Consider the following 20796-nt stretch of genomic DNA (forward strand, 5'->3'; position numbering starts at 1 on the left):
GTGAGCAGCGACGAGACCAATAGCATTGGTAGCTCCTGGCGTCAGGTAATTCGCAAGATCGAGGACGATGATCGAGTTAAGGCGCGCTACCGTGCCTTCGTATCCTTGGCCAAGCCTCAGGGCCTGATCGGTACAACTCTGCTGGTCGCAGTCCCCAATGACCTGACCCGCGACATTTTGCAGACTCAGTTGCGTGAACCGCTGGATGAGGCATTACGCGAAGTATTCCAGGATGATATTCGCTGTGCCGTCAGCGTAGATCTCTCACTCTCAGACGAAACTGAAGAAGAAGCTCCTGAAGCCGGCACGCCAGCGCCTGCTGCTCCTGCAGTTACTGAAACCCCTGGTCCGCGTCCTCAGCCGGCCCCGCAGCCTACTCCGCCTTCGAATTCTCAAGAGTTTGGCCGGCTGAATCCAAAGTACATTTTCGACACTTTCGTGATCGGCTCCTCAAACCGTTTCGCTCACGCAGCAGCGGTCGCCGTAGCTGAAGCGCCGGCAAAGGCCTATAACCCATTGTTCATTTACGGTGATTCTGGTCTGGGCAAGACCCACTTGCTACATGCCATCGGTCATTACGCGCGACACCTGTATAAAGGCATCCGCGTTCGCTATGTAAATTCAGAAGAGTTCACCAACGACTTCATCAACTCGATTCGTGATGACGAAGGTGCCAGCTTCAAGCAGACCTACCGCAACGTCGATATTCTTCTCATCGACGATATCCAGTTCTTGGCTAATAAGGACGCGACGCAAGAAGAGTTCTTCCATACCTTCAATGCGTTGCATAACCACAACAAGCAAGTTGTAATCACTTCTGACCTTCCTCCAAAACAGCTGCAGGGTTTCGAAGACCGTATGCGTTCGCGCTTCGAGTGGGGTCTGCTCACCGACATTCAGCCGCCAGAGCTCGAAACTCGTATTGCGATTCTGCGTAAAAAAGCAGACGCAGAAAATCTTTCTGCTCCAGGCGACGTGATGGAGTACATCGCTTCACGCATTTCCACCAACATTCGCGAACTCGAGGGCGCGTTGATTCGCGTCACCGCTTTTGCTTCGTTGAATAATCAGCCGGTTGATCTTGCTCTGGCCGAAACCGTCCTCAAAGACTTGATCAGCGAAGACGGTGCCCAGGAAATCACGCCATCGACCATCATCAAGCAAACAGCCGAGTACTTTGGGCTGACCATTGATGAGCTGAATAGCAAGTCAAGAACTCGAACTTTGGTCACGGCCCGCCAGATCGCGATGTACCTGCTGCGTGAGCTTACCGACATGTCTCTGCCGAAGATTGGTGCCGAGCTAGGCGGACGCGATCACACCACCGTGATTCACGCGGATCGCAAGATTCGAGAGCTCATGGCCGAACGCCGAGCCATCTTTAACCAAGTCACTGAGCTTACAAACCGCATTAAGCAGAGCCAGCGAGAACACTAAAAAGCAAGAAACCACAGGTGTGGATAAATCTGTGGATGATCTGGTGACTACCTGCGGATAAGAGTAGGTCGCCGTGTGGACGTTAAAAATCGTGGAACTGAGTTTCAACAAGACCTTGGAACTCAGTGTCACGTTCAACCACAGATTGTTCACATGCACAATCGCCGTCAGATCTAGGCATTTAGCGTTTATCCACAGTATCAACAAGGGTTATTAACACTTCTCCTTTAAACCCTTATTCATCCAAATAACGAGTCCACTCCTGACCCTCGAGCCAAACCTGTTCAAATCTTGTCCTTCGGACTCTCATCAACAGATGAGATTGAAGACTGACTTTGCATCGACAGGACGTGGCAAGATTAAAATGGAGAGAACGTGCAACTACCTGCTCTATGCTTAAGAACTTGGCGAGGGAACAACCTTCTTGGCCTGACTTAAGACTCAAGGGTGTCCGAAAGGCGGATTTTTCGTGAAGTTCAGCGTTGAAAAGGATGTATTGGCAGAAGCCGTATCCTGGACCGCCCGGTCCTTGGCACAACGCCCACCCTCACCAGTACTGGCTGGTATTTTGATCACCACCCATGAAGGCATAGTTCGCCTCGAGGGTTTTGATTACGAGATTTCCTCGCATATTGAGATCCCTGCGGACATTTCCGAGCAAGGATCAATTCTGGTCTCAGGCAAACTTCTGGCTGAGATCACCCGTTCACTTCCAAATTCCACTGTGACTTTGGAAACCGACGGCTCAAAGATTTCACTCACCTGTGGCCGCTCACGCTTCCATCTGGCCACCATGCCAGTTGATGAATACCCAACATTGCCAGAGCTACCTGCAATCGCAGGCACCATTGACGGCCAGGCATTCTCCGCTGCCGTCTCGCAGGTTATCGTTGCTGCCTCCAAGGACGACACCCTTCCAGTGCTTACCGGTATCAAGGTCGAAATTGAAAATGACCTGATCACGTTCTTGGCTACGGACCGTTACCGTTTGGCACTGCGTGAATTGAACTGGACGCCTAACACTTCAGAGATTTCTACTTCCTTCTTGATCAAGGCCAAGACCCTGAGTGAAGTGGCTAAGACCCTTTCTGGTGCGGGCGAATTGAAGCTAGCCATCAGCGAGAAGGGCGACATGGTTGGCTTCGAAAGCTCGAACCGCCGCACCACCTCATTGCTGATTAATGGCGAATACCCCAAGATTCGCTCGCTCTTCCCAAGCGATACCCCCATCCACGCGACCGTTCGTACCAGCGAACTGATGGAAGCTGTACGTCGTGTATCGGTTGTTGCTGAACGAAACACCCCAGTTCGCATGGCCTTCACCGATGGTCAGTTGACTTTGGATGCAGGCACTGGCGAAGATGCTCAGGCTGAAGAAGCCATCGTTGCTTCGCTGCGCGGTGAAGATATTGTGGTTGCTTTCAACCCAACCTTCCTTTCGGAGGGTTTGAACTCATTCACTACCGACTTCGTGCGTTTCTCATTCACCAGTGCGCCAAAGCCGGCAATGCTTACCGGTCAGAAGCAACTGGATGAAGAAGACCAGGATCAGTACCGCTACCTCGTCATGCCGGTACGTTTGCCAAACTCGAACTAAACCCCATGCGTGGTGGATGAATTTTTCATCCACCACCTCGTTTCTGTCAGGACCTCGGTGTATATATCGCAGCTTTCCCTCACGAGCTTCCGCTCGTATGCGCAGGCCGACGTGCACCTAGCTCCAGGCATCAACGTGCTGATCGGTCCTAACGGTGTCGGCAAGACCAACATCGTTGAATCCATTGGCTATCTAGCCAATTTGGCTTCTCACCGGGTCAGTAACGATGCTCCCCTGCTCAATTTTGGTGCTGAGCGCGCTCTTATCCGTGGCACCTTGCACCGCGGAAATCAAAAGACGACCTTAGAAGTTGAGATCACTATCGGTAAGCTCAACCGCGCTCGAATCAACCGTGCCAATCCGGTCCGTGCCCGCGAAATCCTTGGCATGGTCCGTACGGTCCTCTTTGCCCCGGAAGACTTAGCTTTGGTCAAGGGTGAGCCTTCGCATCGACGCAAATTCCTTGACGAACTTCTCGTAGCCTTGCGTCCGGTAGAAGCTGGCACAAAAAACGACTACGAACGAATTGTGAAACAGCGCAACGCGCTGCTTAAGTCGGTGCGCGGCAAATCTAAGCTGAATACCTCGCAGGAGAACACACTCAAAGCTTGGGACCTTCAACTGGCCAGCTGTGGCGCGCGATTGATCCGTGGGCGACTCGATGTGCTCATGCTGATCAGGCCATATATGCAGGCTGCTTATGCTGATCTTGCAGATGGGGCCAAGGACGCCAAAGCTATTTACCGCTCATCACTGGAAACTGAGACGGACGAAAACGGTGCTGCGCCTTCCGCACTAGAGGATCTAAGCCAAGAAGAAATTCAGAACCTACTTCTGGATGCCATTGAGGCCAACCGTAGTCGCGAACTTGACCGGGGTATTTCACTATTTGGCCCACATCGTGATGATCTGGCTTTGATTTTGGGGCCAACCCCGGCCAAGGGTTACGCCTCGCATGGGGAAACGTGGTCTTTTGCCTTGGCGCTGCGTCTTGCCGCCTACCGTGTCTTTGGCGATGATGATCCTCGCCCAGGATCGGGACCGATCCTGATCTTGGATGATGTTTTTGCTGAGCTTGATGCCACGCGCAGAGACCGCTTGGCGCATATTGTTGCCGGCGCCGAACAGGTTCTAGTCACCGCCGCCGTCGTGGAAGATGTTCCCGAAGCACTGAAGGGACATTTCTTCCAGGTATCCCCTGGCCAGGTCGTCGATGCGTGAGCCTGAAGAACGAGACGAACATCGTTTTGATCCAGAAATCGACGCTGCCAAGGCATTGCTTAACCGCATGCGCAAGCTCGCGGAAGAGCGTGGGGAACGCCGTGTTGATGCCGCCCGCATGGAAAAAGTTCGCAAACGCCAGGCCGCTCGACGCGGATTTATGGAGCAAAGATCAGCGGCCGCACCTGGAGCCATTCGAGATCCACGAGCCATTGGTGAAGTTGTCGCTCGTCTATCGAAGGCCCGCGGCTGGAACACCCAAGTGGCGGTCGGATCGGTGCTCGGCCGCTGGAATGAGCTGGTCGGAGAAGACATTGCGGCGCACTGCAAACCAGAATCTTTTGAAGATACGGTGGTGATTGTACGCTGCGATTCAACCTCATGGGCGACACAGTTACGCCTACTCAGCCACCAGTTGTTGAAAAAGTTTGATGCTGAGTTGGGCCCGGGAATCGTGACCGTAATTAGGGTCCTGGGTCCAAACGCCCCGTCCTGGCGTCACGGGATGCGATCGGTGGCTGGTCGAGGTCCTCGGGATACCTACGGATAAAAATTGCTGATACGGCATATGGCGCGCTAACGGACCCGGAGGGTGGATCCCCCCTCACTTGAGCTCCGCAACTGCCTTAGATGGTCAATTACTAGCTTTATGTGGCTGATTTAGGCCACAGAAGCACGGAATATTTTGCTCTACGCGGTAGAATTAGACGTAGTGAAAAGGCACCGCTGCAGGTTTTGCCCTGTGGCGATGTCCCTCCAGACCATGGTCGCTAGAGATACTCCACGGAGTGCCAACGGCGACCGCGCGCTAAATTCGAGGAGTTCGTAGCACCCGTGTCTACTGAAAATGCTTCACCGCAGGAGCCGGCAGAAAGCCAGGTTCCCGCGGAATCGATGACTTCCAAAGTCGAACATACCTATGGCGCCCAGGATATTACCGTCCTCGAAGGACTCGAAGCGGTACGTAAACGCCCGGGCATGTACATCGGTTCCACCGGCCCTCGCGGCCTTCACCACTTGGTTTATGAAGTTGTCGATAACTCCGTCGATGAAGCATTGGCGGGATACTGCGACACCATTAACGTCACCCTGCAGGCCGATGGTGGCGTGCGTTGTGAAGACAATGGTCGCGGCATCCCCGTGGATATCCACCCCACCGAGGGCAAGCCTACCGTTGAGGTAGTCATGACCATCCTGCACGCCGGCGGTAAGTTCGGCGGTGGCGGCTACGCGGTTTCCGGTGGCCTGCACGGTGTCGGTATTTCCGTGGTTAACGCGCTATCGCGCAAGGTGGACACCATCGTTCGCCGCCAGGGCCACGCATGGCGCATCAGCTTCGGCAACGGCGGTGTCACCACCAGCCCGCTGACCCAGGGTGAAGAAACCGAGCGCACCGGTACCAGCCAGACCTTCTACCCGGATCCCGAAATTTTCGAGACCACCGAGTTCGACTTTGAGACCCTGCGTGCTCGCTTCCAGCAGATGGCCTTCTTGAACAAGGGTCTGCGCATCACCTTGACCGACGAACGCACTCCCATCAACGCGGAGCCGGAAGCTGAAGTCGAAGAAGAGATCGAAAATGAGGTAGTCAAGCCACGTACCGTGGACTACCTGTACAAGGACGGGCTGCTGGACTACGTCAAGCACCTGAACGCTGCCAAGAAGGTTGAACTCGTTCACGACGAAGTCATCGCCTTCGAATCTGAAGATTCCGCTCGAGGCATCAGCGTGGAAATCGCGATGCAGTGGACCAGTGCCTACGCCGAATCCGTGCACACCTACGCGAACACCATCAACACCCATGAGGGTGGTACTCACGAAGAAGGTTTCCGCGCCGCGTTGACTGGTCTGCTCAACCGTTACGCCCGGGATAACAAGATCCTGCGCGAAAAGGATGACAACCTCACCGGTGAAGATGCGCGTGAAGGTTTGACCGCCGTGATCTCGGTGAAGCTCTCCGAACCACAGTTTGAGGGCCAGACCAAGACCAAGCTGGGTAACTCGATCGCCCGTGGCTTCGTCCAGGGTGTGGTGAACGAAGAGCTGGGCGACTGGTTTGAACGCAACCCGAACGTAGCCCGCGACATTATTCGCAAGGCCCAGCTGGCCTCCCAGGCTCGCATGGCTGCCCGTAAGGCCCGCGATAATGCCCGCCGCAAGTCGCCCATGGAATCCTTCGGCATGCCGGGCAAGCTTTCGGATTGCTCCTCGAAGAACCCTGTTGAGTGTGAGGTCTTCATCGTGGAGGGTGACTCCGCAGGCGGCTCGGCCAAGCGCGGACGTGACCCACACACCCAGGCCATTCTGCCACTACGCGGCAAGATCCTGAACGTTGAGCGCGCTCGCTTGGATCGTGCGCTGGGCAATGCCGAAGTGCAGGCCATGATCACCGCCTTCGGCACCGGTATCGGTGAAGAATTTGATATGGCCAAGCTTCGTTATCACAAGATCGTGCTGATGGCCGATGCTGACGTTGACGGTCAGCACATCACCACCTTGCTATTGACCTTGATCTTCCGCTTCATGCGTCCACTGATCGAACACGGTTATGTCTTCCTAGCAGCCCCACCGCTGTACCGCATCAAGTGGTCCAATGCCCCACATGACTACGTGTTCTCCGATAAGGAACGCGACGATGCCCTGGTGGCTGGTCAGGCCGCTAACAAGCGTCTGCCGAAGGATAACGGCATTCAGCGTTACAAGGGTCTGGGCGAGATGGACTACTCGGAACTGTGGGACACCACCATGGATCCCGAATTCCGCACCCTGCGTCAGGTCACCATGGATGACGCCGCGGCCGCAGACGAAGTTTTCTCCGTGCTGATGGGCGAGGACGTGGAGTCCCGCCGTAGCTTCATTCAGCAGAACGCCAAGGACGTGCGCTTCCTGGATATCTAAGCGGCGCCGCCGAAAGATCATCCACCGAAGACTTTTGACTTATAAGGGAACACATTGAGCGACGAGCTAACCCCACAGGACGAACCTATGGACGGCGAGGTTATCGAGCCGAACCATGACGGCGGGCGCATCGACCAGATCGACCTGCAAACCGAAATGCAACGGTCCTACCTGGACTACGCGATGGCCGTGATCGTCGGCCGTGCACTGCCAGATGTCCGCGATGGTCTGAAACCAGTACACCGCCGCGTGCTTTACGCGATGTACGACGGTGGCTACCGCCCGGAACGTGCGTACAACAAGTGCGCCCGCGTCGTCGGCGAAGTCATGGGTCAGTACCACCCACACGGCGATACCGCGATCTATGATGCGTTGGTCCGCCTGATTCAGGACTGGGTCATGCGTTACCCACTGGCCCTGGGCCAGGGTAACTTTGGCTCCCCGGGTAACGATGGGGCTGCTGCCCAGCGTTACACCGAAACCAAGATGGCCCCACTGGCCATGGAAATGGTCCGTGACATCAACGAAAACACCGTTGATTTCCAGGACAACTACGACGGTAAGAACCAGGAACCTACGGTTCTGCCGGCACGATTCCCGAACCTGTTGGTTAATGGTTCCTCGGGTATTGCCGTGGGTATGGCCACCAACATTCCGCCGCATAACCTGCGCGAAGTCGCCGAGGGTGTGCAGTGGTACCTGCAGAACCCTGAAGCCTCGCGTGAGGAACTGCTCGCCGAGCTGATGCTGCGTGTGAAGGGCCCGGACTTCCCTAGCGGCGCGATGATTCTGGGCACTAAGGGCATTTCCGATGCGTACCGCACCGGTCGTGGTTCGATCACCATGCGCGCGGTCGTCAACGTGGAAGAAATCCAGGGTCGCACCTGCCTGGTGGTCACCGAACTGCCGTACATGGCCAACCCGGATAACCTTGCGGTGAAGATCGCCGAACTGGTTCGTGACGGCAAGATCGCTGGCATCGCCGATATGCGCGATGAGACCTCGGGCCGCACCGGCCAGCGCCTGGTGATCGTGCTCAAGCGCGACGCCGTGGCCAAGGTCGTGCTGAACAATCTGTACAAGCACACCGAACTGCAGTCGAACTTCTCGGCCAATATGCTGGCCATCGTTGACGGGGTGCCACGTACCCTGCCACTGGATGGGTTCATCCGCCACTGGGTCACCCACCAGATCGAAGTGATCGTTCGCCGCACCCAATTCCGTTTGAAGAAGGCCGAAGAAGAGGCCCACATCCTGCGCGGTCTGCTCAAGGCCCTAGATGCTCTCGACGAGGTCATCGCCCTGATTCGCCGTTCGGCCACCACCGAAGCGGCGCGCGATGGGCTGATGGAACTGCTGAGCATCGATGAGGACCAGGCTCGCGCCATCCTCGACATGCAGCTGCGTCGTCTGGCTGCCCTGGAACGTCAGAAGATCCAGGACCGCCACGCAGAGCTCGAGCGGATGATCGCCGAATTCCAAGCCATCATCGCCTCCCCTGCCCGCCAGCGTGAGATCGTCTCCGAAGAACTCGGTGAGATCGTGGATAAGCACGGCGATGACCGCCGAACCAAGGTCCTGATGGGTTACGACGGCGACATGAGCGTGGAAGACCTGATTCCTGAAGAGGAAATGGTTGTCACCATCACCCGTGGTGGCTACGTGAAGCGCACCCGTATTGATAACTACCGTTCGCAGGCCCGTGGCGGTAAGGGCATCAAGGGTGCCAACCTACGCGGGGACGATGTGGTGGAGCACTTCTTCGTGACCTCAACCCACAACTGGCTACTGTTCTTCACCAACCACGGTCGCGTGTACCGCACCAAGTGCTATGAACTGGCCGAGGCCGGTCGTGACGCCAAGGGTCAGCACGTGGCCAATGTGATGGCCTTCCAGCCTGATGAGCACATCGCACAGGTACTGGATCTGCGCACCTACCAAGACGCGGCCTACCTGATGTTGGCCACCCGTAATGGTCTGGTGAAGAAGACCCGCCTGGAAGATTACGACACGAACCGTACCGCCGGTGTGATCGCTATCAACCTGCGTGAGGACGATGAATTGGTCTCCGCGCAGCTAGTCAGTGAATCTGATGATGTGATGCTCGTCTCGCGCAAGGGTCAATCGGTGCGCTTCACCGCGACCGATACCGCCCTGCGTCCAATGGGTCGAGCCACCAGTGGTGTCACCGGTATGAAGTTCCGCGAAGGTGACGAGCTGCTGGCTGCTGATGTGGTCCGCGAGGATTCCTTCGTCTTTACCGTGACCAACGAGGGTTATGCCAAGCGCACCGACGTTGCCGAGTACCGCGTACAATCCCGCGGTGGCTTGGGAATTAAGGTAGCTAAGCTCAATGAAGAACGTGGCGAATTGGTCGGCGCAATGATCGTCGACGAGAGTGACGAGGTGCTCGTGGTGATGGGCTCGGGCAAGGTTGTCCGCTCGGCCGCCGCACAGGTTCCTGCCAAGGGGCGTGACACCATGGGTGTTATCTTCGCTAAGCCGGATAAGAAGGACCACATTATTGCGGTAGCCAAGAACTCGGAGACGCAGCTCGAAGAGAACTTGGAGGAAGATGCCGTAACGTTGGACGCAGAAAACACGATCGATCAGTCATCCACCGCGCCGGAAAACGAATCGGACGTCCAGGAAGATGACACCACTAACGGAGGTAACGCATGAGCACGCCCTCGACGCCACGCCCCAGCGGCAGTGCCCCGAAGAGCGAAGCGCCGCGACCTACCCAGGTAAAGCGTCCGGCACCAACCGGCACCGGTAGCCGCCCAGCTGCCGCAGGTGCTAGGCCAGCTGCCGGTCAGGCTCGGCCTGCAGGTGCCCGCCCGGCAGGCCAGCGGCCTACCGGCGCCCAGCGTCCAGCTAACGGCCAAGAACGACTGGTTCGTCCGGCTCCCAAGGCTAAGGTCCGCAAGGCTCGCCTGCTGGTATCCAAGGTTGAGCCATTCTCGGTCCTGAAGTTGGCCTTCCTGCTTTCGGTTGCTTTCGGTGTCATCACCGTGGTCGCTGCCGTCGGTATCTGGGCCCTGTTGGACCTGATGGGTACGTTCGACGCATTCAACCAGCTGATTCAAGACGCCATGGCTGAAGGTGGCTTCGATCTGCGCCAGACGATGTCTCTGGGACAGGTGGCTTCCTATGCAACGATCATCGCTGTGGTGAACGTTGTGGTCATTTCTATCGTCTCGATGCTGGGTGCAGTGTTGTACAACATTGCTGCCTCGCTCGTAGGTGGCGTCGGAGTCACGCTCACCGACGACTAGAAACACCCCTAGTCGAGCCCGGGTTTCATGCTGTGATGCATGACACCCGGGCTCGATTTGTATCTTCTGGAAATCCCCGGTAGAGTTTTATTTCGTTCCAAAGGGAACAAACAAAAGCAAGGGCGTATAGCTCAGGCGGTTAGAGCGCTTCGCTGATAACGAAGAGGTCCCAAGTTCAAGTCTTGGTACGCCCACGGAAACCTTGCTGGAGAGAAAGAGGGAAAATGAAAAAGTTCCTAGTTCTCGCAACGATTGCGACTGCTGCGGTAGTCTTGGTCAAGAAAGCGAAGGCTTCTTCGGAAACAAAGGAAACCTGGCATCAGGTAGCCGATAAAGTTTCCTAAAGCTTTTGGGGCCTTAGCTCAGTTGGTAGAGCGTCTGCTTTGCAAGCAGAATGTCAGGAGTTCGATTCTCCTAGGCTCCACAAAAAAGACTGGCGGAAAGCATCAGCTTTCCGCTAATTCTTTTTGATTGGTTCGTCATGGATCAATCGGTGGAAACACCAAAACTAAATACGGGGCCTTAGCTCAGTTGGTAGAGCGTCTGCTTTGCAAGCAGAATGTCAGGAGTTCGATTCTCCTAGGCTCCACAAGAAAAGGATGGAAAGCACTTGCTTTCCGTCCTTTCTCATTCTTCGGCTTAATGCCGCTGTGGATTAGCGACTGACGCGTGCCATCCGCACCTGACGGTAATGATCGAGTAGCTGTTCACCGATACTGAACCATGATCGGTCCTGAACACTAGTCAAAGCGGCGCTGGCAAATGCCAGGCGTTTGGCATCGTCGTAAACTAGGTCACTGACCCGGTTGCGAAGTTCATTAAGGTTTCCGGGCTGATAGAGCCATCCGGTACGCGAAGAATCCACCAGGTCCAATGGCCCGCCGCGACCGACAGCGACCACGGGAACCGAACAGGCCATGGCTTCCTGAATCGTCTGGCAGAACGTCTCCGAAGATCCAGGGTGGACAAAGACATCCATGGAAGCCATAACCTCTGCCAAACGTTCACCCGAAAGGAAACCGGTGAAGTGCGCAGCGGGAAGCAAAGCCCGCAGTTCGCTTTCTAACGGCCCAGAACCAACGATAACCAGTCTGGTGTTCTTCAGATCCGCTAAGGCCTTGAGATCAGCTACCTGCTTCTCGGCGGCAAGGCGTCCTACGTAGCCGATGATTACCTCACCATTGGGTGCCACGGCCTGTCGGAACTGTTCACTTCGCCGACGCGGGGTGAACTGTTCGGTGTCCACTCCCCTGCCTGAGATCTTCAAACGGTCAATACCCAGGTCCTGCAACTGGCGATAAGAGAAAGTACTAGGGACCAGCGACAAATCTGCTGCAGTGTGGATGGCACGAACGTGGTCCCACAGGCGCTGAGTAAGCCAAGGCATCTTGTATCGCTCTGCATAACTTGGAACTTCAGTTTGGTATAGCGCCACCGTAGGTAGGTTCAGTTCTTGGGCAGCACGCAATCCTTGCCAACCCAGGATAAACGGGCTGGCCAAATGGACGACATCCACCCGTTCACGGGCGAGAATCTTGCGGATTCGGCTAACACTAGTGGTTGCTACCCGGACTTCCGGATAGCTTGCTAGGGGCATTGAGGGCACAGTACGGATCGCGAAACCTTTGTACTGTCGAGGCACACCATGCCCCGTCAATTCGCCAGCCAAAGAACCTGCTGGCGTAATGACCACCGCGTCGTGACCGGTGAGCGCTAAGTGGTCCAGCGTCTTGAGAATAGAGTTGGTAACCCCATTGAAGTGGGGCAGGAACGATTCAGCAACGATAGCAACCTTCACACTTTCAGCATGAGGATCAACAGTAACAAGCAAGTAAATATGACTGGGTCAGTTCATTAACTTCTGTCTTCCCATTTTTGCCAAACCAGCATTGGTGGCAAGATACCGTAGGTGTTTAACGAAAATTCCGGCGAGGTACGCGAAGACGCGGACACCGCAAAGATTGAAAAAGACTCACGCATTGCCGTACTACTCTTCCCAGCGTTGATCCTTCTCGGCGGGCTATGCGGCATGTTGTTCCCGCAAGCCTTCCTCGGCCTAACTGGATGGATCAATCCCCTGTTGATGGTGATCATGTTCTGCATGGGGCTCACCTTAACCTTGCCGGACTTTGCACTAATTTTTAAGAATCCACTGCCCGTACTCGGTGGCGTTGTTGCTCAGTTTGTCATCATGCCCGCCATGGGTTGGCTTGTCGCTACGGTGCTGCACCTTGAACCAGCCTTGGCTGCAGGCTTAATTTTGGTTGGCTGCGCCCCGGGCGGAACGGCATCGAACGTCGTCTCCTATTTGGCTCGAGGTAACGTCGCCTTGTCGGTGGCCATGACCTCGGTTTCCACATTGATTGCACCGGTGCTCACTCCTCTATTGGCTCTGTGGTTGGCTGGCCAGTACATGCCAGTTGATGCAGGTTCCATGGCTGTTAGCGTGGTTCAGATTGTTTTGATCCCTGTGGTTCTGGGACTAGTGCTTCGCATGCTTCTCAACTCGCTGGTGCTCAAGGTGAACGCACTGCTTCCCTGGGTTTCGGTTCTGGCTATTACCTTCGTGGTGACGATTATTATCGCCGGCAGCGCACAAGCGATTTTGAGCGCCGGTCTTCTGGTCCTCGTCGCGGTGATTCTCCACAATGGACTGGGCCTATTGCTCGGGTATGGAGCTGGTGTGCTCTTACGTGTGCCAGACGATGCCCGACGAACCATGGCTATTGAAGTTGGAATGCAGAATTCTGGACTGGCTGGCGGTCTAGCAAAACAGTACTTCAGCCCTGAGGCAGCTTTGCCTGCAGCCGTATTCTCCGTGTGGCATAACTTGTCCGGTGCGATGGTTGCCGCTTATTGGCGTAGGAAAAAGGCTGAATGATCTGTGACTGAAGGAAAGATTAGTAATATTCCCCTTATGGAATATTATGATCCTTCCAAGAACTCCCCCGCAGGACATGCATCTGGAGTCGGTGAGATGTACCTGGTCGCATCCACAGGTAATCTGAGTCTGTGACGTTATTGCTAGCTCTGGTCGGGATCATCGGCATCTCAGCTTCCGGCCCCATCATTGCTGCGTTTCCTGGAGTTCCAGTCTTATCAATGGCGTTCTGGCGCAACGGTGCCGCAGCTGCCGTATTGAGTGTTCCGGCACTTCGGAAAAACCCGAGAGCCTACCTCTCGATGACCAAACGCGAGTGGATTTTTACAGGCATCGCCGGCATTGCTTTGGCTCTGCATTTTGTTTGTTTCATGTACTCAATGCGACTGACTAGCGTTGCAGCCGGAACGGCTCTTGTATGTATCCAGGGCGTTTGGATTGCTGTGTTCCAGGTCGTTCGTGGCGTTCAATACCGAACTCCAGTTTTCTTTGGCATGGCCATCTCGCTTGGTGGAGCAATCCTCATTACCGGATTCGACATGGGATTGAGTTCAGAAGCGCTCCTCGGCGACCTGCTAGCACTGGCCGGCGGCGTGCTGGCAGCGGTGTACACGCTGGCTGGCTCAGTAGCTCGGCAGACGATGACCACGGCAACTTATGCCTCGAGCTGCTATGCAATTACCGCGGTCGTCTTGCTGATCCTCTGCCTTGCCACGGGCATGCCCATATGGGGATTCGACGCAACAGGTTGGTGGGGAATTATCCTACTGACCCTCTGCGCACAAATATTTGGTCATACCGCAATGAATCATTTACTGAATCTGCTGGGACCGCTGACGGTTTCCACGCTGATCCTCTTGGAAATCCCGGGAGCCGCATTACTTGCAGCATTGTTCTTGGGACAGGTAGTTTCAGCGTCTACTTACATTGGCCTTGTGGTGATACTCGTTGGGCTTGCCCTCGTGATACGAGGACAAGCCCAACCGAAAGCTCGTGAATAACTAGAGGTTATTTGTCATCTTCGATGATTTCGCGAATCTCTTCTACGCTTGCTTCGCGAGAGGCTACCGGCTGTTGTGGTTGCGTGGCAGTAGCTTCGTTTTCCCAGGGGTCTTCAACGGGTTTTGAAGCCTTCCAAACTGCTACCAACAGCGCGACAATTCCGGCAATCAAGCCTACGGCTAGTACTTTTCCCACTTTGCTCTTCTTGCTCATGCATTGCTCCAGACTGAAAGAGGATCTGCTATCCGACATCTCAAGCCTATGCAGTTACCGTGTCGCAGACCAGTGTTTGTCGGGAAGCCACCAGAGATTGTTCCAAATTTTCACTCAACGCGTACGTCAGTTTTTAGCGGGTCACGCCCTGATCATGGAAGAATGTAGGCATGACCGCAAACGCAACTCATAAAGCCACGATTCACACTACTTTGGGCGATATCGTTGTCGATCTCTTCGGCAACCACGCACCTAAGACCGTAAAGAACTTCGTTGGCCTGTCGACCGGTGAGCAGGAGTGGGTACACCCAGAGTCCGGTGACAAGAAGACCAACACTCCGCTGTACAGCGGAACCATCTTCCACCGCATCATCTCTGACTTCATGATTCAGGGTGGCGACCCACTGGGCCAGGGCTTCGGCGGCCCAGGCTACCAGTTCGATGATGAGATCCACCCAGAACTGAACTTCAACGAGCCTTACAAGTTGGCTATGGCTAACGCGGGTATCCGCATGGGCCGTGGAACCAACGGTTCGCAGTTCTTCATCACCACCGTCCCAACCACCTGGTTGCAGGGCAAGCACACCATCTTCGGCGAAGTTGTCGATGCAGATTCCCGCAAGGTAGTCGACGCATTGAACGCTGTAGCCACCGATGGTCGCGATAAGCCACTGGAAGACGTCGTTATCAACTCGGTCGATATCGAGACCTTGTAAATAGTCGACGCCATTTCACGAGACCCCGACGATCCACTCAGTGGTGTTGTCGGGGTCTCAAGCTTTAAGCACTCTCCCACTACAAAAGGCAGGTACCGATGTCCTACGGGCAGATAAACCCACAGGGCCAAGCAGCACCGACGTGTTACCGACACCCAGATACCGTGTCGTACATTTCGTGTCACCGATGTGAACGCCCGATCTGTCCTCAATGCCAGGTGTCAGCTCCGGTGGGAGTGCAGTGCGTTGAATGTGTTGCCCAGGCCAATAGAAGTATCCCAACGCAAAAGACCGAATTTGGTGGCAGGCTTCGCGCAGGAGCCCCGTTGGTGACCTATGTGGTCATCGCACTGAACGTATTCGTCTATCTTTTGCAGTGGATAATCCCTGGATTCACCAATTCACTGGTTCTGGCACCAGCCATTGCAGCTTATGAACCTTGGCGACTGATTACTAGCGCGTTTGCACACTCCACAAGTTCATTCCTGCACCTAGCCATGAACATGTACGGCATCTACATTTTTGGCACGCTACTCGAGCCAAAACTGGGCAGACTACGTTTCACGTGGTTGTACCTTCTGAGTGCTTTTGGTGGCTCACTGGGCATCTTATTGCTCAGCGCACCGTTGAGCGCTACTTTGGGCGCCTCCGGAGCTTTGGCAGGGCTCTTCCTTGCCACCTTTGTCGTCTTCCGCTCTAACAAGCAGGCGCTACGCCAAATGGGTATCATTCTGGCTTTGAACGTTGTCCTTGGCTTTGTTGTTTCGGGAATCTCTTGGCAGGGTCACTTAGGCGGCGCAATCACCGGAATTCTCGCTGCATGCTGCATCGTGCTGATTCCACGAAGTAATCCACAACGAGCCAAGACGCAGTTGCTTCTTCTTACTGCCCTGTCAGTTCTCCTCGTAGGTGCGTTGTACTTTGCCATGGAGGCAGTCAAGTACACCGGCTAGTCATTCGAATACGCTCCAAACCGTTATCCACACAGATTATCCACACTGTTAATAACTTACATGCGTGTAACTTGCGGGAGCGTGGAGATATTAACACCCCTGGTTTCCCTAGAAATCAGGGGTTTTCTGCATGGAATGCTCAATACTCACAACTTTGTCCCCATCTGTGGATAACTTTTAAACAATCCCTGTAGACAGTGCATATACGAACAGCCAACTTGTTAATAACTGCGGATTCGAAAATTTAACCGACGACAGTGAACATGAGGATGATTTGGATATAAACCTCTTATCCACAAGTGAAATCCACAGTGTTAATAACTTACATGCATGTGATTTGGGTACAGTAAACAGTCGATGACAAGGAATGTTGGCAAAATCTACGCAACACCCTCGTCAATGTCCCCACCTGTGGATAACTTTGTGAACAACTGTTTGTAAAAGTTGTACACATCTTCTGTGGATAAGCCGCTGTAGCTGTGGATTACATGGTGAAAACTGGCCAGATAAGCAAGATTGCAAAGAACGACATCAGTAGACCAATGATCAAATCGAGAACCTGCCACGCTTTTGGCTTAGCGAAGAGCGGGGCGAGGAAACGGGCGGCGTAGGCCAACGCAAAAAACCAAATAAAGCTCGCAACGACGGCGCCGAGAGCGAACCACTTCGCACCTGCCCCCTGGGAAACGGCAACTGAGCCCAACAACAGCATAGTGTCTATATAAACGTGTGGATTCAGCCAAGTGAGTGCAAGCGTCGTTAAGATAACCGCCAGCACGCCTGTCTTCTGGTTGGCCCCAGAGAACTTGAGTGAGTCAGGTTTGATCGCCCTACGGAAAGCAAACACGGCGTAGGTCGCCAGAAATAGGAAACCTCCGAGTCTCGCAGCAACCAGCAGCCACGGAACGCGTTCAACAAGAATACCCATGCCGCTAACACCGGCGAAAATCAGGACAGCATCGGAGAGAAAGCAAACAAGAGCGGTAACGAAAACGTGTTCTCTTCTGATTCCTTGGCGCAGAACGAAGGCATTCTGAGCACCGATCGCCACGATCAGCGAAAGTCCGGTGGTAAAGCCTAAAAATAAAGGTGCAACGGTCATGAGAAAACCGTATGAGAAGAATCTTTCTTAGTCGAACTTAACTTTCTGGATCTAGATTAGAGTTCCTAATGTGAACATCGATGTAGAACACCTCGAGACCCTCCTAGCTGTTGTTGATGCCGGGAGCTTTGATGATGCCTCGATAGATCTAGGAATCACGCCCTCGGCCGTAAGCCAGCGAATCAAAGCACTCGAAAACCGACTGGGCGCGATTCTAGTCGTCCGAAGCCGCCCGGTCGTCCCCACCGAACAGGGATATAAAGTACTGCGTTACGCCCGACAAATGTCGTTGCTCAGCACAGAATTTGCTCGTGAACTTTCAGCAGATAAACCACAGTCCATCGCGTTAGGGGTTAACTCCGACTCCCTTTCGACCTGGTTTGGGCCGGTCTTTGAACAGCTGTCAGAGATCGAGAACCTATCGGTCGAAATTATTCGCACCGACGAAAATAGGGGATTGGAACTGCTGCGCACCGGTCGAGTCAGTGCAGTTGTGACGGCAACAGCCGAAGCCTTGCAGGGATGTACCAGTAAGAAGCTCGGCGCTATGCGGTATCGGGCAGCTGCCTCACCGCGTATTATCAGCCGATACTTGCAGCAATGGAGTCCAGAGGAACTGGTACGGACTCCGATGGTGGTTTTTGATCGCGAAGATCCGCTTCAATATGACATGCTCGAGCGGCTGGCTGGCACCGGTAGTCGACCAACGGCCGCGGTTCATCACATCCCAGACTCTCTCAAATACGTCAGTGCCATAGAAGCTGGCATGGGCTGGGGGATGATTCCAGAAATACAGCTAGTGCAGGCCAAGAAGCTCGAAATTTTACACGAACAATGGTTTGCAGATGTTCCCTTGTACCTACAGCGTTGGGCTGTTGACTCCAGCATCCTCAATAAGATCGATAGCATATTGGTCACAGCAGCCCGTCAAAGCGGCCTTCATTTGATAGCCTGATCCTGTTACAGGCCACGAATGCCTGAAGCCCGGACGAGGGAGCCGTACCCGGAGCGCGACAAGACGGCCAGAGAAGGAAATCTGGCATGCATTGGACCGTACTGATTATTTCTGGTGTTTTTGAGGCTGTTTGGGCCATCGCACTTGGGGCAAGCGAAGGATTCTCGAAAGTTGTCCCCACCATCATCTTCTTTGCCGGCTTGATTGTCTCAATGGCGGGCTTGGCTTTCGCAATGAAAGAACTACCGGTGGGTACTGCCTACGCGGTTTGGGTAGGGGTAGGTGCCTCACTGGCGGTGATCTATTCCATGATCACCGGTCAGGAAGCATTCTCTGTTCTGAAGATGGCGTTAATCCTGGGGCTGATTGGCTGCATCATTGGACTTAAGGCCGTTAGCCACTAGAAAGTACCGTTAAACAGACTTCGCCGGTCCCTCCAAGGGGACCGGCGAAGTTCTATTTCCAGCCTGTGGTCATGAAGAACCCGACCATCGCGATGCCAAAACCAATCACAATATTCCAACCACCAATGTTGGGGATGGGGAATAGTGTCTGGGAAAGGTAGTAGACGATGATCCACAGTAGCCCCAGGAGCATGAGGCCAAACATGACCGGCTTGTACCAACCCGGCATTGGCTTATCAATAGCGTGAGCGCTTTGTCGCTCGGCTTGGGCCTGCGCTGATTTCTTGCGTCGTGGTTTTGACTCCGGCACTCGAATGCTCCCTCGGCTTCATCTGCTTAATATAGTAAATGTGGGAGACATTTAACGTCTTCCCGGTAGGCTTGGGTACAAGAATGCTGAGAACTGCTTTCTGCATTCCTACGTAGCTTCCATACTAGTCGCAACCCGTGAAAACTCCGGCGTTTTGGCTTGCATCAGAACGCGTTGACTAACAGAACGTTAAATGGCGAATGACTAAGGAGCCCAAGAACTGTGAATCGATCCGCCACAGTGCAAGGTCGCCGCATCGACCGTCGACCCCGGTCTGCGGGCAATATTGTCGTAGGATTTTTTGGCGAGCTGTTCATTACCCTGGGCATCATCTTGATGCTCTACGTAGCGTGGGAACTCTGGTGGACCAACATCGATTCCGCCCAAGCTCAAAAACAGGCAACCCAAAGCCTGGTGCAAGAATTGGGCGATGTAGTCATCCCGGATGAATCTGATGATTCGGCAGCTGAAGATGACAATAAGGATTATGGTCCAGCTCCAGTGACGAAAATTGGGCCGGGGGAGACCTTCGGAATTATGTACTTCCCGCGCTTTGGCGCTCACGGATCACACCACCCCGTAACTAACGGCGTTGGAGACAACGTCATCGATAATTTGGGTATCGGACATTACCCCACAACTCAGCAGCCTGGGGAACTAGGAAACTTTGCAGTCGCAGCTCACCGTCAGACCCACGGCCAAGTCTTCTGGGATATCGACAAGCTTCAAAAGGGCGACAAGATTTATCTGCAGACTTCCGAAGGCTATTACACCTACACCTGGTATGCCACGGAAATTGTTGATCCATCCAACGGAGACGTCCTCTTGCCAACCCCGCATCAGTGGGGAGTGGAGCCAACAAAGTCGATCTTGACGATGACCACCTGCCACCCTAAATACACAACTCAACAGCGAATGATCGCGTACTCCGAGTTGACGGATTGGCGGCCTCTCGATGCAGGCCCACCAAAGGAAATCCGTGACATGGTTATCGACGCAACGAGTTAGGAAGAATAAATGTACGCTTGGATTTTCCGAAACCTTCCTGGACCCGTGTGGTTTCGCATTATTGAAGCATTGATTCTCATTGCCGCCATCGTGCTATTACTGATGGTGTACGTTTTTCCATGGCTGAACCAGTACATCAGCCCCTTTACCGATTCAACGATTGGCCAGAGTACCTCGTGAGCAGCACCAAGATTTTAGTCATCGACAATTACGATAGCTTTGTCTACACCCTTGTAGGCTACCTACAGGAGCTTGGCGCCGAAACCACCGTTCACCGCAACGATGACTTAAGCGTTCAAGAAGCTATTGAGCTGGCTGCCAATTACGATGGCGTACTGATTTCTCCGGGCCCAGGTGATCCTGCCGGTGCCGGAGTCAGCATTGATCTGATCAAGTGGTGCGGTCAGCAATACAAACCAATGTTGGGTGTCTGCCTAGGCCATCAGGCATTGGCAGAGGCCTATGGGGGAACGGTAACCCACGCCGAAGAACTGATGCACGGCAAAACCTCGTTGGTTAGCCATGATAACCATCCAGTATTTAGAAACGTTGCCAATCCGTTCACGGCAACTCGTTACCATTCCTTGGCCGCGGTGCGAGAAACCATCCCAGAAGAGCTAGAAATCATTGCTCAGACCGCTGGGGGAGTCATCATGGCACTGGCCCACCGAGAAGCTCCACTCTGGGGCCTGCAGTACCACCCTGAGTCGGTACTGACCGAACAGGGATACCAGATGCTCGGCAACTGGTTGGAATTCTTAGGACTGAAGGGGGCAGCCGATAAGGCTGCCACCCTGAGCCCACTCTTTAGCGGCGAATAA

At 54.3% G+C, this 20796-nt stretch carries 21 protein-coding genes, 3 tRNA genes and 1 riboswitch; of the genes, 20 read left to right on the forward strand and 4 right to left on the reverse strand.

Annotated elements, in window-relative coordinates; all coding sequences use genetic code 11:
* The 11 genes from dnaA (at position 1) to QMQ05_RS00050 (ending at position 11020) form a co-directional block, all read left to right on the forward strand.
* Positions 1-1437 (forward strand): chromosomal replication initiator protein DnaA, encoded by a 1437-nt coding sequence (gene dnaA, locus QMQ05_RS00005; protein WP_334121278.1) that lies wholly within the window; start codon positions 1-3, stop codon positions 1435-1437.
* A gap of 469 nt (positions 1438-1906) precedes the next feature.
* Entirely contained in the window at positions 1907-3034 is a 1128-nt protein-coding gene (gene dnaN / locus QMQ05_RS00010) for a DNA polymerase III subunit beta (protein WP_334121277.1), read from the forward strand.
* 57 nt (positions 3035-3091) lie between these two features.
* Entirely contained in the window at positions 3092-4255 is a 1164-nt protein-coding gene (gene recF, locus QMQ05_RS00015; protein ID WP_345471967.1) for a DNA replication/repair protein RecF, read from the forward strand.
* The gene (locus QMQ05_RS00020) at positions 4248-4805 is read left to right on the forward strand and encodes a DUF721 domain-containing protein (protein WP_345471969.1); all 558 of its coding nucleotides are present in this window, start codon (positions 4248-4250) and stop codon (positions 4803-4805) included. The genes recF and QMQ05_RS00020 overlap by 8 nt, the downstream gene beginning before the upstream one ends.
* Before the next feature lie 344 nt (positions 4806-5149).
* Complete coding sequence (gyrB, locus tag QMQ05_RS00025; protein ID WP_345474802.1) at positions 5150-7153, forward strand: DNA topoisomerase (ATP-hydrolyzing) subunit B; 2004 nt, start codon at positions 5150-5152, stop codon at positions 7151-7153.
* A 54-nt stretch (positions 7154-7207) separates the two neighbouring features.
* A complete protein-coding gene (gyrA, locus tag QMQ05_RS00030) occupies positions 7208-9835 on the forward strand; it encodes a DNA gyrase subunit A (protein ID WP_434063159.1) in 2628 nt (875 codons plus the stop codon).
* Positions 9832-10431 carry a DUF3566 domain-containing protein gene (locus QMQ05_RS00035; RefSeq protein WP_334121275.1) on the forward strand — a complete coding sequence of 200 codons (600 nt, stop codon included), beginning with the start codon at positions 9832-9834 and terminating at the stop codon, positions 10429-10431. The genes gyrA and QMQ05_RS00035 overlap by 4 nt, the downstream gene beginning before the upstream one ends.
* Before the next feature lie 120 nt (positions 10432-10551).
* Positions 10552-10625: transfer RNA gene (locus QMQ05_RS00040), tRNA-Ile, on the forward strand.
* A 30-nt stretch (positions 10626-10655) separates the two neighbouring features.
* Complete coding sequence (locus QMQ05_RS16930) at positions 10656-10775, forward strand: DLW-39 family protein (protein WP_022874488.1); 120 nt, start codon at positions 10656-10658, stop codon at positions 10773-10775.
* A gap of 7 nt (positions 10776-10782) precedes the next feature.
* Positions 10783-10855: transfer RNA gene (locus QMQ05_RS00045), tRNA-Ala, on the forward strand.
* 92 nt (positions 10856-10947) lie between these two features.
* A tRNA-Ala gene (locus tag QMQ05_RS00050) sits at positions 10948-11020 on the forward strand.
* Between the two features lie 66 nt (positions 11021-11086).
* Here QMQ05_RS00050 and QMQ05_RS00055 read toward each other — a convergent pair.
* Complete coding sequence (locus QMQ05_RS00055; protein ID WP_345471972.1) at positions 11087-12229, reverse strand: glycosyltransferase family 4 protein; 1143 nt, start codon at positions 12227-12229, stop codon at positions 11087-11089.
* 111 nt (positions 12230-12340) lie between these two features.
* Between QMQ05_RS00055 and QMQ05_RS00060 the strand changes: the two genes are divergently transcribed.
* Entirely contained in the window at positions 12341-13312 is a 972-nt protein-coding gene (locus QMQ05_RS00060; RefSeq protein ID WP_345471974.1) for a bile acid:sodium symporter family protein, read from the forward strand.
* A 131-nt stretch (positions 13313-13443) separates the two neighbouring features.
* Positions 13444-14313: a DMT family transporter gene (locus QMQ05_RS00065; RefSeq protein ID WP_345471976.1), complete on the forward strand. Its 870-nt coding sequence runs from the start codon at positions 13444-13446 to the stop codon at positions 14311-14313.
* Positions 14314-14320: 7 nt separating this feature from the next.
* On the opposite strand, the gene QMQ05_RS00070 is transcribed toward QMQ05_RS00065, so the two are convergent.
* On the reverse strand, positions 14321-14527 hold the full coding sequence (locus QMQ05_RS00070; RefSeq protein WP_058256597.1) for a hypothetical protein: 207 nt from the start codon (positions 14525-14527) through the stop codon (positions 14321-14323).
* A gap of 170 nt (positions 14528-14697) precedes the next feature.
* Between QMQ05_RS00070 and QMQ05_RS00075 the strand changes: the two genes are divergently transcribed.
* Together QMQ05_RS00075 and QMQ05_RS00080 are read left to right on the forward strand one after the other, a co-directional pair.
* Complete coding sequence (locus QMQ05_RS00075) at positions 14698-15243, forward strand: peptidylprolyl isomerase (RefSeq protein ID WP_022874483.1); 546 nt, start codon at positions 14698-14700, stop codon at positions 15241-15243.
* Positions 15244-15461: 218 nt separating this feature from the next.
* Positions 15462-16196 carry a rhomboid family intramembrane serine protease gene (locus QMQ05_RS00080; protein ID WP_345471980.1) on the forward strand — a complete coding sequence of 245 codons (735 nt, stop codon included), beginning with the start codon at positions 15462-15464 and terminating at the stop codon, positions 16194-16196.
* A 484-nt stretch (positions 16197-16680) separates the two neighbouring features.
* On the opposite strand, the gene QMQ05_RS00085 is transcribed toward QMQ05_RS00080, so the two are convergent.
* Positions 16681-17298 carry a LysE/ArgO family amino acid transporter gene (locus QMQ05_RS00085; RefSeq protein WP_345471982.1) on the reverse strand — a complete coding sequence of 206 codons (618 nt, stop codon included), beginning with the start codon at positions 17296-17298 and terminating at the stop codon, positions 16681-16683.
* Between the two features lie 70 nt (positions 17299-17368).
* Between QMQ05_RS00085 and QMQ05_RS00090 the strand changes: the two genes are divergently transcribed.
* Together QMQ05_RS00090 and QMQ05_RS00095 are read left to right on the forward strand one after the other, a co-directional pair.
* Positions 17369-18253, forward strand: a complete 885-nt coding sequence (locus tag QMQ05_RS00090; RefSeq protein WP_345471984.1) for an ArgP/LysG family DNA-binding transcriptional regulator — start codon at positions 17369-17371, stop codon at positions 18251-18253.
* Between the two features lie 15 nt (positions 18254-18268).
* A riboswitch (guanidine-III (ykkC-III) riboswitch) is annotated at positions 18269-18325 on the forward strand.
* A 14-nt stretch (positions 18326-18339) separates the two neighbouring features.
* A complete protein-coding gene (locus tag QMQ05_RS00095) occupies positions 18340-18657 on the forward strand; it encodes a DMT family transporter (RefSeq protein WP_345471986.1) in 318 nt (105 codons plus the stop codon).
* Between the two features lie 52 nt (positions 18658-18709).
* On the opposite strand, the gene QMQ05_RS00100 is transcribed toward QMQ05_RS00095, so the two are convergent.
* Positions 18710-18967, reverse strand: a complete 258-nt coding sequence (locus QMQ05_RS00100) for a cell division protein CrgA (RefSeq protein ID WP_345471988.1) — start codon at positions 18965-18967, stop codon at positions 18710-18712.
* 222 nt (positions 18968-19189) lie between these two features.
* On the opposite strand from QMQ05_RS00100, the gene QMQ05_RS00105 reads away from it, so the two are divergent.
* Genes QMQ05_RS00105 through QMQ05_RS00115 form a run of 3 tightly spaced genes read left to right on the forward strand, consistent with a single transcriptional unit; the run spans position 19190 to position 20796 of the window.
* On the forward strand, positions 19190-19975 hold the full coding sequence (locus QMQ05_RS00105; protein WP_345471990.1) for a class E sortase: 786 nt from the start codon (positions 19190-19192) through the stop codon (positions 19973-19975).
* Positions 19976-19984: 9 nt separating this feature from the next.
* Positions 19985-20155, forward strand: a complete 171-nt coding sequence (locus QMQ05_RS00110; RefSeq protein WP_345471992.1) for a hypothetical protein — start codon at positions 19985-19987, stop codon at positions 20153-20155.
* Positions 20152-20796 (forward strand): anthranilate synthase component II, encoded by a 645-nt coding sequence (locus QMQ05_RS00115; RefSeq protein WP_345471994.1) that lies wholly within the window; start codon positions 20152-20154, stop codon positions 20794-20796. The genes QMQ05_RS00110 and QMQ05_RS00115 overlap by 4 nt, the downstream gene beginning before the upstream one ends.

This window comes from Glutamicibacter sp. B1 (assembly GCF_039602135.1).
Taxonomy (GTDB): domain Bacteria; phylum Actinomycetota; class Actinomycetes; order Actinomycetales; family Micrococcaceae; genus Glutamicibacter; species Glutamicibacter ectropisis.

What these genes read in the sequence shown, in the direction of transcription:
- QMQ05_RS00020 (WP_345471969.1), top strand. Translation starts at nt 4,248, where the DNA reads ATGCGTGAGCCTGAAGAACGAGACGAACATCGTTTTGATCCAGAAATC.
- gyrB (WP_345474802.1), top strand. Translation starts at nt 5,150, where the DNA reads ATGACTTCCAAAGTCGAACATACCTATGGCGCCCAGGATATTACCGTC.
- QMQ05_RS00035 (WP_334121275.1), top strand. Translation starts at nt 9,832, where the DNA reads ATGAGCACGCCCTCGACGCCACGCCCCAGCGGCAGTGCCCCGAAGAGC.
- QMQ05_RS16930 (WP_022874488.1), top strand. Translation starts at nt 10,656, where the DNA reads ATGAAAAAGTTCCTAGTTCTCGCAACGATTGCGACTGCTGCGGTAGTC.
- QMQ05_RS00070 (WP_058256597.1), bottom strand. Translation starts at nt 14,527, where the DNA reads ATGAGCAAGAAGAGCAAAGTGGGAAAAGTACTAGCCGTAGGCTTGATT.
- QMQ05_RS00075 (WP_022874483.1), top strand. Translation starts at nt 14,698, where the DNA reads ATGACCGCAAACGCAACTCATAAAGCCACGATTCACACTACTTTGGGC.
- QMQ05_RS00085 (WP_345471982.1), bottom strand. Translation starts at nt 17,298, where the DNA reads ATGACCGTTGCACCTTTATTTTTAGGCTTTACCACCGGACTTTCGCTG.
- QMQ05_RS00095 (WP_345471986.1), top strand. Translation starts at nt 18,340, where the DNA reads ATGCATTGGACCGTACTGATTATTTCTGGTGTTTTTGAGGCTGTTTGG.
- QMQ05_RS00110 (WP_345471992.1), top strand. Translation starts at nt 19,985, where the DNA reads ATGTACGCTTGGATTTTCCGAAACCTTCCTGGACCCGTGTGGTTTCGC.